Origin of the sequence: Agrobacterium sp. LAD9 (assembly GCF_003031125.1) — a bacterium.
In the GTDB taxonomy this organism is placed as follows: Bacteria; Pseudomonadota; Alphaproteobacteria; order Rhizobiales; family Rhizobiaceae; genus Agrobacterium; species Agrobacterium radiobacter.
Window position 1 is genome coordinate 69,774 of record NZ_PHGS01000013.1, and the last position, 14,617, is coordinate 84,390.

At 58.8% G+C, this 14,617-nt stretch carries 18 protein-coding genes and 1 pseudogene; 15 read left to right on the plus strand and 4 right to left on the minus strand.

Annotated elements, in window-relative coordinates; translation table 11 throughout:
• Positions 1–483: 483 nt before the first annotated feature.
• Positions 484–798: a DUF736 domain-containing protein gene (locus DA915_RS14065; protein WP_192886507.1), complete on the plus strand. Its 315-nt coding sequence runs from the start codon at positions 484–486 to the stop codon at positions 796–798.
• Positions 799–908: 110 nt separating this feature from the next.
• Here DA915_RS14065 and DA915_RS14070 read toward each other — a convergent pair whose 3' ends face one another.
• Positions 909–1,187 carry an HU family DNA-binding protein gene (locus tag DA915_RS14070; protein ID WP_107676221.1) on the minus strand — a complete coding sequence of 93 codons (279 nt, stop codon included), beginning with the start codon at positions 1,185–1,187 and terminating at the stop codon, positions 909–911.
• A gap of 469 nt (positions 1,188–1,656) precedes the next feature.
• Between DA915_RS14070 and DA915_RS28925 the strand changes: the two genes are divergently transcribed.
• The 10 genes from DA915_RS28925 to DA915_RS14120 all read left to right on the plus strand — a co-directional run bounded on the left by DA915_RS28925 (position 1,657) and on the right by DA915_RS14120 (position 8,451).
• Positions 1,657–1,824, plus strand: a complete 168-nt coding sequence (locus tag DA915_RS28925) for a hypothetical protein (protein ID WP_192886508.1) — start codon at positions 1,657–1,659, stop codon at positions 1,822–1,824.
• Positions 1,825–2,459: 635 nt separating this feature from the next.
• Entirely contained in the window at positions 2,460–3,107 is a 648-nt protein-coding gene (locus DA915_RS29120) for a transposase family protein (RefSeq protein ID WP_244600714.1), read from the plus strand.
• A 14-nt stretch (positions 3,108–3,121) separates the two neighbouring features.
• Positions 3,122–3,589, plus strand: coding sequence for a Mu transposase C-terminal domain-containing protein (locus tag DA915_RS14085; RefSeq protein ID WP_192886510.1), 468 nt, complete (start codon positions 3,122–3,124; stop codon positions 3,587–3,589).
• The gene (locus DA915_RS14090) at positions 3,589–4,491 is read left to right on the plus strand and encodes a TniB family NTP-binding protein (RefSeq protein WP_244600715.1); all 903 of its coding nucleotides are present in this window, start codon (positions 3,589–3,591) and stop codon (positions 4,489–4,491) included. Before DA915_RS14085 ends, DA915_RS14090 begins: the two co-directional genes overlap by 1 nt.
• Positions 4,488–4,931, plus strand: coding sequence for a TniQ family protein (locus tag DA915_RS14095; RefSeq protein ID WP_192886511.1), 444 nt, complete (start codon positions 4,488–4,490; stop codon positions 4,929–4,931). The genes DA915_RS14090 and DA915_RS14095 overlap by 4 nt, the downstream gene beginning before the upstream one ends.
• Before the next feature lie 110 nt (positions 4,932–5,041).
• The gene (locus tag DA915_RS14100) at positions 5,042–5,692 is read left to right on the plus strand and encodes a recombinase family protein (RefSeq protein WP_107676440.1); all 651 of its coding nucleotides are present in this window, start codon (positions 5,042–5,044) and stop codon (positions 5,690–5,692) included.
• Complete coding sequence (locus tag DA915_RS14105; RefSeq protein WP_107676227.1) at positions 5,682–6,533, plus strand: protein-L-isoaspartate O-methyltransferase; 852 nt, start codon at positions 5,682–5,684, stop codon at positions 6,531–6,533. Before DA915_RS14100 ends, DA915_RS14105 begins: the two co-directional genes overlap by 11 nt.
• A 204-nt stretch (positions 6,534–6,737) precedes the next feature.
• Positions 6,738–7,238 (plus strand): hypothetical protein, encoded by a 501-nt coding sequence (locus tag DA915_RS14110; RefSeq protein WP_192886512.1) that lies wholly within the window; start codon positions 6,738–6,740, stop codon positions 7,236–7,238.
• A gap of 132 nt (positions 7,239–7,370) precedes the next feature.
• On the plus strand, positions 7,371–7,781 hold the full coding sequence (locus DA915_RS14115) for a Rap1a/Tai family immunity protein (protein ID WP_202864238.1): 411 nt from the start codon (positions 7,371–7,373) through the stop codon (positions 7,779–7,781).
• 52 nt (positions 7,782–7,833) lie between these two features.
• Positions 7,834–8,451, plus strand: a complete 618-nt coding sequence (locus DA915_RS14120; protein WP_107676228.1) for a hypothetical protein — start codon at positions 7,834–7,836, stop codon at positions 8,449–8,451.
• An 84-nt stretch (positions 8,452–8,535) separates the two neighbouring features.
• Here DA915_RS14120 and DA915_RS14125 read toward each other — a convergent pair whose 3' ends face one another.
• A complete protein-coding gene (locus DA915_RS14125) occupies positions 8,536–8,733 on the minus strand; it encodes a hypothetical protein (protein WP_153064555.1) in 198 nt (65 codons plus the stop codon).
• 28 nt (positions 8,734–8,761) lie between these two features.
• On the minus strand, positions 8,762–8,881 hold the full coding sequence (locus DA915_RS29455) for a winged helix-turn-helix transcriptional regulator (RefSeq protein WP_371412714.1): 120 nt from the start codon (positions 8,879–8,881) through the stop codon (positions 8,762–8,764).
• A gap of 146 nt (positions 8,882–9,027) precedes the next feature.
• Here DA915_RS29455 and DA915_RS14135 point away from each other — a divergent pair, with 146 nt between their 5' ends.
• A complete protein-coding gene (locus tag DA915_RS14135) occupies positions 9,028–9,969 on the plus strand; it encodes a DMT family transporter (protein ID WP_107676230.1) in 942 nt (313 codons plus the stop codon).
• Positions 9,970–10,820: 851 nt separating this feature from the next.
• Here DA915_RS14135 and DA915_RS29205 read toward each other — a convergent pair.
• Positions 10,821–11,114, minus strand: a pseudogene (locus DA915_RS29205) (WGR domain-containing protein); the annotation flags it as partial.
• 460 nt (positions 11,115–11,574) lie between these two features.
• Here DA915_RS29205 and DA915_RS14150 point away from each other — a divergent pair.
• From DA915_RS14150 to DA915_RS14170, 3 genes are all read left to right on the plus strand, one after another.
• Positions 11,575–11,838, plus strand: coding sequence for a hypothetical protein (locus DA915_RS14150; protein ID WP_107676233.1), 264 nt, complete (start codon positions 11,575–11,577; stop codon positions 11,836–11,838).
• A gap of 369 nt (positions 11,839–12,207) precedes the next feature.
• Positions 12,208–12,531, plus strand: a complete 324-nt coding sequence (locus DA915_RS14160) for a hypothetical protein (protein ID WP_107676234.1) — start codon at positions 12,208–12,210, stop codon at positions 12,529–12,531.
• Between the two features lie 1,444 nt (positions 12,532–13,975).
• Positions 13,976–14,527 carry a hypothetical protein gene (locus DA915_RS14170; protein WP_244600717.1) on the plus strand — a complete coding sequence of 184 codons (552 nt, stop codon included), beginning with the start codon at positions 13,976–13,978 and terminating at the stop codon, positions 14,525–14,527.
• The last annotated feature ends 90 nt before the right edge of the window (positions 14,528–14,617 follow it).

Here is a 14,617-nt window from a genome sequence, read left to right on the forward strand (position 1 = left end):
ACGGCGGATGAGGATAGCGGGGCTGTGCATCGATAAAGCCGCCCCATCCTGCCGCTTCAACCGCCAGGCGGAGCCGGGAGATCGGGTAGCCCGGAAACAGCCGTCGCCAGCGGCGGCGCCAGCATGCGGTCCATCCCGGCAGTCCGCGCCACTGACAAGGTCTGTTCGAAGCCGGGGACCGCCGAGACCCTGCCCCCTGCCAGGTTCCTCCGCCCTAGACACCGGTGCATCCACGCAGACCTCGATGGAATTGGTGTGACCGTAAGACGCCTCCGGCTCGATCGGCTGACCGCAACGGCCGGTCCGGACTATTTTCCGCCGCCCGGCAGGCCGGGCTTTGCATCGCCAAGCAAAATAGCGCGGTCCAGCCGTCCTCCACTACGTTACGTCCCCTGGAGGGGTGCAGTGCCGATCGCTCCCGGTCCTTACACCGCCATCGAGGCAGCGATGGGCGCAGCCCGATCACACGAAAGGAACCAAGTCATGGCAGTCATCGGCGAATTCACCACCAACGGGAACACCATCGTCGGCAACGTTCGCACTCTTACGGTCGCAATGAAGGCCCGCCTCAATCCCATCGAGCGCGTGTCCCGCGGCGCTCCGGACTTCCGCGTCACCTCCGGCGCCGCCGAGGTAGGAGCCGGCTGGAACGCGGTCTCGGCTAACGGCGAGCCCTACATCTCCCTCAAGCTCGACGATCCGAGCTTCACCGCTCCGATCAACGCGGCCCTGTGGCCGGGCGAAAAGGAAGGCGACTACGTCCTCGTCTGGTCCCGCCCGAACCGCGAGGCCGCATGACCGGGATCCCCGAATGGCCCCGCCGCAAGGCGGGGTCGTTCGCACAAAACCACAAGGCCGGACCCAGGCAGCGCGCACGGTTCCGGCTTCGACTTTGTCACGAGGATGGCTCAGACGTTGAGTGCGTCCTTCACCGCCTTGCCCGGCGTGAAGGTAAGCTTTTTTGCGGCCGCGATCTTGATCGTCGCGCCGGTCGCCGGGTTGCGGCCTTCGCGTTCCGGGGTTTCCTTAAGCTTGAATTTGCCAAAGCTCGGGATGGACGTCTCCGCGCCCGCCAGCGCCGCCTCGGTGATCTGCCGGAACACACTCTCTACAATCGCCTTGGCCTGCGCCTTGCTCAGGTTCTGCTCGGATGCGATTTTGTCCGAAATTTCAGTGGTCGTGGTCATAATCCTTGGCTCCTCGTGTTTCATCCCATCCGGTATGATGTTGAAGATAGGAAAACAATAGGGGTCATGAACCAACACCTGCCCGAAAATGCCTGAAAACCACAGGAAATATGCGCTCTCCCAGCGTTTCTGACGCCTGACGTGCGATCCCGCCGCGCCCAACGGTACAATCCCGGCGAACACGTCCGGGCTCTCCCAATACGATGAAGATGCAAGCGGGCATCGAACCCGCCTGCATCTTCGGTGCCATACGGAGAGGTGGGGTCTGCTCAGATAGTCCCATTGTGCCGTTCGGAAATGACGGCCTCAAGGACGCATGGTTCCCCCAATTTTCAGCCCCGTCCCGCAGGGCCGGGTCAGAAAATCGGCTCCCCCATACGCCGGCTCCGCCGGTCGCTACGCAATCCTTGACCCCGCCATCCCCTCACGCCGCTGGTCCTCGTCTTTCACAAACGTCAAGGAGACGACGATGACCTATGCCCTCGAAATCCAGATTGAAGAATTGCGCGCCGAACTACGCAACGCCGTGTACCAAGACGAGTGCCAGTGGATCCTCAACGAACTGGCAGCGGCTGAAGTGCTGCTTGCCGAAAAGGAAACCGCGTTTGACGACCTGCTGTTCGAGCCGCCCGAATAGGGCGGTCATAACCGGTGGCACCTGTCATTTCCCATAGATGACTTCAGCAAACGCCCTTGATTCTCTTGGGTGCATGGTGCCAAAGTTCGCTTCAGCAGCACCCTGATTGAATGCATTTTCGGGGCAAATTGCCAGATATAATTTCAGCATCATGCAAGATCGGACGCAAGCATGGTGGATTTGGCAGTGATTCCAACAAGTCAGTGGATCGAGGCTCAACGCCGCGCCGAAGTCGTGCGACCGCTTGTTGAGCGGAGCCGGTGCCCTCGGCGCGGCGCAAGAGCTTGGAATATCAGAGCGCCAGGTCTATGCACTGGTGCGCCGCATGAGGGAAGCTGGCGGAACCCTCAGTGCGCTGCTGCCGAAAGAGGGCCGAGGCGGTCGCGGCCGGGGGCGGTTGGCACCTTCGGTCGAAGAACTAACGGCGCAGATCATCGAGGATGTGTATCTGACCTCGCAGAAGCGCAACGCCGCCGAGGTCATTCGCGAGGTGCGACGGCGGTTTGCCTCTGCCGGAATTGCCGGCCCCATCTGCGAATACGGTTCGTCGCCGCATCAAGGCGCTCCCGGCATCAACACGGGAAAAGCGCGGCGAGCCGTTTCCTGCCGGACAGTCGATTTCGGGCGCAACGCCAGTGCCGTCCCGACCGCTCGATCTGATGCAGATGGATCATACTCCGGTCGATCTTATCGTGGTCGATCCTATCGACCGGCTGCCGATCGGCCGGCCCTATCTGACGCTCGCCATCGACGTCTTCAGCCGGTGCATCGCAGGGCTTCATCTTTCGCTGGATGCACCCTCGGCAACCGGGGTCGGTCTTTGCCTGACGCATGTGGCTTCTGACAAAGCATCGTGGCTGGAGGCCCGCCACACCGATGCACGTTGGCCGGTCGTCGGCAAGCCCCGCAGGATCGGCGTGGACAATGCCGCCGAATTCCATTCTGACGCCTTCGAGCGGGGATGCGAGCAGCATGGAATCACCATCGATTGGCGGCCGATCGGACAGCCCCATTTTGGTGGAATCATCGAGCGCGTCATCGGCACGATGATGGAGCTGGTGCATGGGCTTCCGGGCACCACTTTTTCCAACACCGCGGAGCGCGGCAACTACGACAGCGACAAGACTTCCTGCCTCACCCTTGAGGAACTGGAAAGGTGGCTCACCGTCGCCATCGCCAAATATTATCACCTGCGCGGCCATGAAGGGTTGGACGGGGAGCCGTCGAACTGGCGGAGGTCGGGGAGACCATCCCGATCCCTGCCGACACCCACGCCTTCCTGATCGACTTTCTGCCGGTGTGCCGACGCAGCCTTCAGCGCAACGGCATCATCCTCGATCACATCGTCTATTTCTCGAATGCCTTGACCCCTTGGATACATGACCGAAACCGCCCCGATCCCCTGATCATCCGGCGCGATCCGCGCGATCTCTCCCGAATCTTCGTTCTCGATCCCTTCGACAATGCCTATCTGGAAGTCCCGTACCGGATGCTTTCGCGACCATCGATCACGCTCTGGGAGCATCGTCTTGCCTTGCGCAGGCTGCGTGAGCAGAACCGGGCAAAGGTCGATGAAACCAGTCTGTTCGCAGCCGTGGACGAAATGCGGGCGATCGAGCGCGATGCCGCGCGCCTGACCCGAACGGCAAGGCGCAACCGGACGCGGCGATCTGTCCGAACCGAACTCGAAGCAGCAGCCCCCGAAGCGCCGCCAGTTCGCAGCACTACGCCGCCTCAACCCTTTGATGATGTGGAGGAATGGTGATGGAGCTTTCGCATCTTCGACCGGAGACATGCCCGATTGCCGAACTTCCAGCCCAGGAGCGCCTGGAACGGATGAACATGGATCGATGGATAAGCTACACCCGCGCCAACCTCGCGGTCGCCACCCTGGAACAGTTGATGCGTGTCGAGCCCGGCAAGATACGGCCGCGCAATATGTTGCTCGTCGGCGCGACCAACAACGGCAAGACGATGATCGCTGAAAAGTTTTTGCGCCAGCATCCTCAACGATCGTCCGACGATGGCGAGCATGAGATTATTCCGGTTCTTGCGGTCCAGATGCCGGCAGAGCCGACGCCGGCCCGCCTGTTCTCGTCTTTGATGATGGCAATGGGCATACCTTCGGGCGGCTTCAACCGAGCAGAGCACAAAGAGGCTTTCGCCCTCGGAATCATGCGCAAGGTCCAGACCCGGCTCATCATCATCGACGAGCTGCATAACCTGCTTGGGGCATCCGCTCGGCGGCAGCGCGAGTTGCTGAACCTTCTGCGCTACATCGGAAACGAACTTCGGATTCCGCTCGCCTGCCTTGGCACGCGCGATGCATATCTGGCCATACGCTCCGACGACCAGCTTGAGAATCGGTTCCATCCCTATCCTCTGCCTCGATGGAGCGACGATGAAGAACTCGGTCGACTCCTGTCGAGCGTCGAGACCATATTGCCGTTGCGGGAACCCTCCCATCTGGGCGCTCCGGAGATGCGAAGCCTCATCCTGCGCCGCTCGGAAGGCACTATCGGGGAAATCGCGAGCCTGTTGACCGAGGCTGCATCCGTCGCCCTGCAATCCGGCTGGGAGCGGATCGACACAGCCGCCGTGATGGAGGCGGCGTATCAGCCGCCCACCGTGCGGCGGCGCTCGGTGGAACGGAGCGTCATGTCGTGACTGAGCCTTCGACCAAGCCGTGGCCGCTGCATCCCCAACCCCGGCCCCATGAGGATCGCCGCGCCTATGTTCGTCGTCTTGCAGAGACCTATGGGGCGGACTACCACCGTTTTTGCCGCTCCGTCCTCGGTCTATCTGCATCGGAGACAGCCGCCATAGGCAAGGAGATGCCAGAAGGTGCGTTGCAACGTTTGGCAAGCGGGACAAGCCTTCCGACCGACAAACTCCGGGATATGCAGTACCCGAACATCATGAATGATGCCGTGGCCGAAATGCGCGCGTTCTTCGAGACTGACGAAGGTCAGCAATGGTTCGACCGCTGCTTTGGGCGGCCAAGCATGATTAGCATTGGCGCACAAACGAACGTTTGTGCAGCCGAGAGACCGCCAACATTCCCAGACGCCCACTGTGGCGACGTCAGCCACTTAAAAAGAGCCTGATTTCCAATACCTTGTCCTCGTTGTCCGCTCTCTGGTTTTTAAACTGCTTGACTCGCGCATAAACCTGTTGCCAAATCCGAGTGATTGGCAACAGGTTTATGCAGCAGAACATGTTCATCGGCTACGCACGAGTTTCGAAGAATGACGGCCAGGAGACGGCCACCCAAATAAAGGCCCTTTGGGAAGCCGGTTGCGGACGTGTATTCGATGAAAAGGCGTCGGGTGGGCGATGGGATCGACCAGAGCTTCATCGGTTGCTTGACCAGTTGCGCGACGGAGACACACTCGTCGTTTGGAAACTCGATCGACTTTCGCGCTCATTAAAGGATCTTCTTAATATTCTTGAGAAGGTCGAAGCCGCTGGCGCCAGCTTCCGGTCGTTGACCGAAGCTGTGGACACCTCAGGGCCGGCGGGCCGGATGATGATGCAGATGCTCGGGGCATTTGCAGAATTCGAGCGCGCCATGGTTCGGGAAAGGACACGCGCGGGATTGAACTCTGCGCGCGAGCAGGGCCGCGTCGGCGGCCGGCGGCCGAAATTCAACGACGAACAGCGCGCAGAAATCATCGACATGCTCGAAGCCGGGCGGAAGCCGGCCGATGTAGCCCGGCTGTTTCGTGTGCATCGAGCGACGATTGCGCGGCTGACGGCTGCGATGAAGTTTGAACAGGCTGAAGATTCGGACGATGCGCCTACGGTCAGAGTTTCCTTTCTGACGCCCAAATTCAGCGCGGACAGGAGACCTCCCCATGGTGAATGAGCGAGCCAGCATCGAAGAAATCCGGGGCTTTTATGCCCGCCTCATGGCGGCGGCGAGCAGATCGTCTGATCCCCGGCTTGAGAGAGCTTTCGAGGCTGTCCCTCGCGAAGCGTTTTTCCCTCCCGGCCCTTGGAAAGTCATGGTCAACCTACGGTATTTTGAGACGCCGAGCGCTGATCCAGTCTACCTCTATCAGAATGCCCTCGTAGCGCTGGATGCAGACAAGGGGATCAATAATGGCGAGCCTTCGCTTCATGCGGCATGGATAGGAGCAGTTGCCCCACAGCGTGGGGAGACCGTCACGCATATCGGCGCAGGAACCGGGTATTACACTGCGATCCTGTCAATGCTCGTATTGCCCACGGGCAAAGTCACCGCATTCGAAATAGACGGGAATCTGGTAGAAAAGGCTATGCGGAACCTCGAACCTTTTGAAGGTGTAGATGTCATCAGCGGTGACGCTACAAGAAAGCGGCTGCCGCTATCGGACGTGATCTATGTGAACGCCGGCGTAGCCGCACCGCCGGCCGACTGGCTAAGAGCACTGAAGCCCGGCGGACGGATGATCTTTCCTTGGCGGCCGAGTGAGGAAGTCGCGCTAACGTTGCTGATCCGCTCTGAAAACGGTGGCTTTAGCGTCACACCTCTAATGCCTGCCTGGTTTATTCCTTGCGTAGGCGCATCGAAGGAAGTCACGCCCTCCAGGGTGGCCGCCAGTTTCGCGGAAGCTCGGTCCATTCGTTCGATTTGGAGAACTGCCGATCGCGCTCCCGACCACAGCGCGATAGCCATCTATCCGGAGGTTTGGTTCTCCACCGGGCCGGCCGCTGCCATTCACTGAAGTCAACTTTGGCATTTTGCTGAAGCGAACTTTGGGAAATGACAGCACCAGTCTAAGGCAGCCTCCCGATTGAAGTTGTTGCAAATTTCCCTATTCTGCGACGTTGCAAAAGTCGGGAAAACATATGTCGCGTTAATCGGGAATTTTGCGACGATTCAGCAAGGCAGTTATATTCTTAGGCCGAGGAAGAGAGATGCAATGTGCATGCGCATAACGGTTATCAGCGGCATGTGCGCTGCATTCTTAAATATTGGAGCAGCCACAGCGATGCCCATGGACATGACGGTAGATCGCCTTCTCAATATCTGCGAAGCGCCCACTGTGCAGGCGGCGACAGTGAAAGGCGACGAACTTGGCTGGCAGCGCCAGACCGATGCGGAAACAGAGGAGTGGCGCACTCATTTCGTCGCCTACAATGGCGGTTCGGTGGAAGTTGTAGGCTGGCGGCGTGATAAGGCTGGTGAAGCCGAATCATTGTCGGTTTGGGTTGCTGTGGGTCCAAGCGGACACAAAGCATGTGCATATTCGACGAAGAAGCCTGCCGAATTTCTCCGTGCTCTATCAGAACGTCTTGGCTCTCCCGACACTCTCGACAGGGAGGACGCTATAGAAATGATATCGGCTTATTGGAAACGAAGTTCGGTCGAGTATACCTTTACTCAGATAGGATCATCCGCAACGATTAATATCGGACAGGGCCAATAAATTAGTGGTGAATGCCTTTATATGTATTGTCGCGGAAATCATTATTTTGAAAAATAACACAAATCAGGTGAGCATATCGAGTAAAAGTCAAGGTTCTGGGGGCGGCAAAACCAAATAAGGAATGACATATTCGTGAACGAAGTTCAGCAATACAAGCGCCTATCGGCTTTTTCAGTCTATTTAATATCAGGCATTAGCCTGACTATGAGTGTGGCGTGGGCGGCTCCCGATGATAAGCGGCGCGGCTGGATATTCAGTGGCATCAACCTAATCAACGCGTTGGAAGGCCAGCCAGCAGATGAAACTGCCGGCAACGAGCGTGATCGTGCTCTGTCTAGCGCTCGGGCCAACGCCTACATCGCTGGTGTGGCGGACGCGACAAGCGGCAAGCGATGGTGCGGCGCAGGCACGGTCATGCCTCACGAGCTTGTCGATCGCACCTATACCTATCTGCGCACCCTCCCGTCGAGCAGCCTTGAAGGGAACGCATCATCGCTCGTGGCCGACGGACTGGCGTGGGCGTTTCCGTGTCGTGCAAACTGAGGGAATTTCGCGACAGAATGCAGGTTTTAATAGCTTCTGATGAGACAAGAGGATGAACACGATGCTCATGGACAAGCTCTCCCCCGAATACGCTCCTTACACCTTCGATGGACTGCCGACGCTCTACGGCGTGGACGGATTTTGGGAAACGGCGCTCCCTATGCCGCAGACGTCGACGCTCTGGCATTCTCTCGTTGCCCTACCTCACCCCCGCCGGGGCTATTCCAGCTACGCCGAACCGGGCGAGGTGCCCGTTTCCTTTGAAAATGACGACGGCGAAGGCGACTCCCCCGATCCCATCATGCTTGAAACGGCACGGTGGCTTATCAAAAACGATGAGGAAGTGGAGCGGGCCATTATCGACACGATCTTGAGCGACATGCCAAGGTTGCGCGACATCCAGAGCGGTATCGTGTTGGGGGACGAGGATAAGCCGCTTCCTGAAAGCTGTGACGAGCCGATGCTGCGTCAGATGGTCCGGCTGCTTCAGCTTACGCTGCCTCCTATTCAGGGTAAGCTCCCCTATTTCGGGGCGGAACTTGCATGTACATGGGATCGGGAGCATGGCTATGGCGTCATGTTCCACGGCACCAATGTTGTGAAGTCCGGCGGAGGCGATATCCCGAACCTCTCGTGGATCGCCAATCGCCACGCCGAAGGACGCACGTGAAATTTGGATGTCGCGGGCATTTGCGGTGTAAAGGCTGCAATTGTTGTTGCCGACCCACCTCGGCTCAGGAGCAGCCACACCCGCTCAGCGGCCGCGCTGTCTGTCGAGGAATTCCAGATAAGCCTTTTGGTGGCCAGCAAAGCCCTTTCTGCCATATATTTCCTCGATCCGAGAAAAGGCCCGAAACGCTCTGTCGGTATCGCCAAGTTTGTACATGGCTTCGCCTTCCTGCATAAGCACTTGATGATCTTCGCGATTTGGATCGTCGTACATGAGAGCCATTGTTTCGATCCATCGGAGGCAACTCTCCTTATCGCCAAGATCGGCGAACCCGTTCCGACACACTCGGCGCCGACATGCCGACGGTGCGGGCAAGCTCGCTCATCGACAGGGCGGGCATCGGAATCCAGTGCGGCAAGAATCTGCGCATCCGTGGCGTCTATGGAAGATTTTCCAGTTTGAAGGTTTGGATGTGATTTCGCTTTCGACATGGAAAGCAATTTACCCAATCATCTGCCGCCATTCCATATAAATCAGCCGGATCGCATTGCATGATGCTCGCAACAGGAGAATATCATGCTGCTTGGGATCGCCGCCGGCCTCACCACTTGCGCTCTATGGGGGCTGACTTTCATCGCCCCACGCGCCGTTGCACCGTTCACGACATGGGATTTGACGATCGCTCGGTATGGCATCTTCGGGCTTGCCTGCCTGCTGCTGATGGCTGATCGGCGGTTCCGGCCCGCAGGCATAGCCCCTTCGCGGCTCCTGATCGGGCTGCTCCTCGGTGGAGCGGGGTATGTCGGGTACTTCATCAGCGCAGCGTTTGCGGTTCAGCTCGCCGGCGCGGCCGTTCCGCCTGTCATCATCGGAACCATGCCGGTGTTCCTGGCGATCATCGCCAATGTCAGGGAACGAACGGCTCCATGGAAAGCACTCGCGCTGCCTTTGATGCTGATCGCGATCGGCGTGGCGATTGTGAATGCCGCGACGATCAGCGCGGCTCATGTTGCGGATACGGCGTCGATCTTGCTCGGCGTCCTCGCCAGCTTGGCAGCGCTGGCGATCTGGATCGCCTACGGCTTGGTGAATGCGGCCGTCATGCGTTCGGCCAACGCGCCGGATGGTCTGCAATGGACAGGACTGCAAGGTGTTGGCGCAGCGATCGGAAGTCTTCTCCTGCTACCGCTTGCATCATTCGATCTCGCACATACGGCATCAGCTCCGGAGGCCTTTCGCTTCATTGCGTGGGCACTGGTCATGGGACTGGCCGGCTCATGGTTCGCGACCTGGTGCTGGGTAATCGCTTCTCGTCGCCTGCCGCTGGCGCTCGCGGCCCAGCTCATCGTTGCGGAAACGGTCTTCGGTCTCGCTTACGGCTTCATATTCGAGGGCCGATTCCCATCTCCCGCCGAGGCGATCGGAGCGACGATGCAGCTCGCCGGCGTCTGCTTCGCCATCGCAGTTTTTAGCAAGCCACGTGAGCCGTCCGGCTTGTCGCAAAACTCAGTCGCATAAATCCGGCTTTTGCGCTTGAGTTTTGCGACAGAAATTCCGCTGAAAATTCAGCGACGATCGATATGTCGCAAATATTAGAATTTCTCTTAGAGCAGTTGGCCCATGTCCAGCGTTGAGAGCCCGGGTTGACTGTCAGCATAACGCGCCGAGATGCTCGATGCCGCCGAGCGCCGCCGGATCAAGGCGGGACTCGAACTCGCCCAGGTCGAACTGGCCGCCTCGCTTGCGGAACAGGCCGGCAGCCATTCTTCTGAGCCTCCGTTCTGACGGGGCTTCTGCCGCTGTTCTTGGCCCACCCCGCCGGATCGACCGACGGCCAAGGCCCGAAGCTCCGCTTCGGTCGCGAACACATCGACACCGCAGCCTGCATTCGTCCGGAAGAGATCGGGGAGGTTGCCGCGACCTTCCTTTCGATCCCCTGTCATCGGCATCGGGGATGTTTGCAGCCCGGTCGTCGCACCGCAACCTGCCGCCACCGGAATTTTCCTTAGCCTTTGGCTCCTCGCGCTCCAAAATTCCGTCGCCGGCAGGTCCTTCGCATGCGCTGCGGCCCTTGCGGGTGCAGCACGCCTTTCCGGGCCGCGGCCTATCCCCGCAATGACACGTTATCGAAAGGAGTAAACATCATGCGCCAACTCGCCCAATTCCTCACCGCCACCGGCCGCCGGCTCCGTGCACTCTGCAAAGTCGCTGGCCACTTCTTCCGCAAAGGAAAGCTCGGCCTCAAACTCGCAATCAAGATCCCGTTCTTCGTCGAGATCGAGATCGCTTTCGAGACCGACTGGGACCGGCGCCGATAAGGCTCCTGTCGAGGCCCGCGCGAGCGGGCCTCGTTCCACCTGCCGCGCAGCCGGGCGATAGCCGCGCGTCCGCTTCTGGCAAACGAGATCGAGAAACAACAGCACGGCGTCCTCTTCCCGCTGGAAGACATGCGCCTTCGCCTGGCCACGCGCACCGATGCGTCCCCAGCGGCGCGTCAGCCGGGTCTCTCCAAACAAGGTCTCCGAAATATCCATGGCATAGTAACGCGCCATGTTCATCGAGGCGTCCGTGCGTTCGATATAAAGCTGATAGGGCTGCGTAATCATGCCGACAGGATCGTCGATCACTGAGCGCAGGTCCAACGAGAGATTTGAATCGGTCATGCCCGACCGATTCATTTGCGTGATGTGTTGGCAATCCGCGAAGAGATGATCGGGCGAGCCGGCCCTGCCGGACGGCTCTACTCGCGCCCCGGGGCGCTCCCGGAGCCCCAAGCGGTCTCCGCGCAGTCGCGTGATGATCCTCTCGCGATGTTGCACTGCCGGCGCGATATCGCGACCGTTGCGGCGCGGAGATGGTGCAGGACCGGCTGGCCGCCGGAAACGGTCACGCCCGCGACAGCGGGCGTGGTTCTCTCTATCTCTATGACGCCGCATTCTACGATCCCCTTCTCCCGCCTCAAGGACATCGCGGTTCCCCCAATTTTGCCGCCGGCCGCTGAAGCGTCCGCCGACAAAATCGGCTCCCCCGCTCGCCGCCGCTGGCGGTCGCGTTCCGCGATCCTTGACCCGCTCGGCGGCGCTCTGTGGCTCCCTTTCGTCATAGACACGAAAGGATACGATCATGACCAGAGTTTACGGCGGCTGCGTGGAGCCGGGTGGTTTCGACCTTGATGACGATCTCGAAACGATCGAGTGCCCGGAGTGCGGCGGTGAAGCATTTGAACGCTACTGGGAGGCCTGCGAAGCCGGTTCGATAAATCAGTATCATACGATCAGATGCACCGAATGCGGTTACGAAGAGGGTGACCTTCCCAACCATGGCGACGACTACGATTTCGCCCGCGATGCGGAGCTTGACGAGATCATCGCGAATTTGGGCTACTGACCTCGCATCAAGGGGCTTCCGCTCTCACCGGGCGGGAGCCCTTTTTTCATGATCGCTCGCCATGCCGTCCGATCTCGGTTCCCAAAAAAGCCCAGCGCTAGTGGACAGGAAAGAGCCGGCTGGTCGCCGGAAACGGACACGGCCCCTGATCGTGGCCGCGGGCTCTCTTCTCTCTCTGACCTCCCATTGTGCACCCGCCACTCCGGCGTCAAGGACTGCGCGGTTCCCCCAATTTTCAGCCGCCGCTTTTGGCGTCGGCAGAAAATCGGCTCCCCCGCTTGCCGCCCATGGCGGTCGCGTGCCGCGATCCCTGACCCCTCGCGGCTATCGTGCGGTCTCCTTCCGTCAGAAAACGAAAGGAGACTTCTTATGACACAGCGCAAGATCAAACACATCGATGGTGGAAGCCCGGAATACTGGCGGCAGCGCACCGAGGGATTTCGTCTTATCCGCGAGGCAGAACGAGTACTAGTCCGTGTAAAAAATGCGCCGCAGTACATCGCCGGTCACTGGGACGAAGATTACGGGGACTATGAGCCTGTCGAAAATCTAGGCCCCTACGACGACATGGATGAGGCGATCCGAGCCATCGAGGCCAATGAGACGGCCGTCGACATCCTCGTTGCCCAGCGCCGGACCCATTTCGGCGACTGGTCCGTCGCAGCCGTGATCCGCGAACTGCGTGCCGACTGAATCGCAGACGAGAGGCGGCACGTCCGCCTCTCGTCTTTTTCGCGTGGTCCTGACCGCTTGCCGGCATCGAGCCTGCGCGCGGTCTTGAGGGGAGAGACTTGCCGCCTCTCTCCTCAAACACCCCTCTCCCTGTGGTGCGGGGCTAACCTCGCCCGGCCTCTCGGGCCGGTAGACGGACGCTGCCGCGACTTCCCCAAACAATAAGGACAGGATGTTCGTCCTGCGCTGCACCCTCATGCTTCGGGCATCCGCTCCTGACGTTCATCGTTTCCTGCGGTGTGCTCGCCGCCCCGTCGTTCGCATGTCATCGATGTCCGTTCCCTGCTCACGGGCATCCCGACTGCTCCCGACGGCGGCTCGCTTCAGCATCTCTCACCGCGATGTCCGGCCCACGCGCTATTCCTCCTCCGCGGATCACAGGCGATACACCTGTGATCGCTGTTGCATCGTCTGACGACTCGCAACAGCATTGGCGGGTCGGGCACGGTGGCCAGGCCGATTGGTTAGAGATGGCAGGATAGGCTATTGGTATACCAATAGCCGTTTCGCCCGGGGGGCGATCGTCGCCAAGCCGACCGAGCGGTTCCATAATCTGCGATTTTTTTGGCAAGCTGGACACGAATGACAGCTGCAAACGATCAGTGTGCGGCCGAAAGGCGGAAGACGATTGGGCCTGTTTTGATGGTCCAGCAGAGCTTGCGACCGGCTGGTATTATACCGCAGTTTAGGCGTTCAGGCGATTGCGCTACTCAGCGAACGAGCGGACAGGTTTTCCGGTGAAGTGGTGAATCAGCGTGTGGGCGCATGCGCGAATGTGTGTTTCTCCGATTGCGTGCACCGGTTGATCGGTGAATGAGTGAACCGGTGAAACGGTGGATGCGTAAATTGGCAAATCCGCGTTTGCGCGAATAGGCGAATGATTGGATCGGTATTTATGCCAACAGTGAATCGGTAGATGAGCAAAGTAGCAACGCGGTGAAACGGTGGGCCACCGATTGGCAAATTTGTAAATGCGCGAACCGTCGTTTTGATGCAATCGCCCTAAACATCCCGGTCGGAATAGTAGACAGCACCCGCTCACAAAAGACGACGTGCGTCCCCATCACAGTCAACCGGAACGAGTTTAGAATACGTGCTACGTCGTAGCGAGAATAGTTTCATTATGCCGGCTTTGTGAACGGTTCACTGTCAGACATGAGAGCCAACGTCTGCCTTAGCTTACGTTGTTCGAGGACAGGCAATCTGCATATTTCCGCCTCTACGAAATCCGTTATTGCTTTGGGATCATCCCCAAATTTTCTTGCTCCTTCAGCACAAAGCGCCACTAACCTGTCCATGGGTTCGATGGGGCACATCATTTTTGAAATCCCCCCTGAAATCTTCGTTCTTCGCTTCGCCGGCCTTCTGAAGTTGAACTTAGCTGTCCGAAAAGCGAGGTTGACCAATGGTGAGCAAATTTCCCGATCTTCGATGCGAAGTAGCGACCACACCTGAACATGTTCGCGATGCTATGATACTCAGAAGCATATGCTTCGTACATGAGCATGGCATCGCGCCTTCCTTTATCTTTGATGGAAATGACCATCAGGCTACGCATTTCGTCTTTTACGACGGTATTGAGCCCGTTGGCTCCCTCCGTATTCGATGGTTTGCCACTTTTGCCAAGTATGAACGTACTTGCTTTCGCGAAAAATACCGGCATCCGTTCACGGTGAAGCGGTGCATTCAGATGACATTCGGTCACGTTGCACGCAAAGGCTATACGCAAGTCCTCACACAGGCTGAAGAGAGGCTTGCTCGGCTGTGGACCAAACTCTTTGATCTTGAAATAGCGGACAGCCCAGCAGTGCATATTGATGGCCATCCCCACCCTTATCTTACAGTTTTAGGTTCTATCCCAGCGTCGGAAGATCCCATCACGACGGAAAGTAGTAGTGCGGTCTTATTACGCGTCGAAGGCCAATGGGATGCCCCAGATGCGTTTAAAACTCTTTAAAAATGGAAAAGTTCGGAATTTTGTCCTGCGACTTTGCCTCAGCAGGGCTTCCTGACAATATTCTTGTGCGTACAAGACTCCATACCGAAA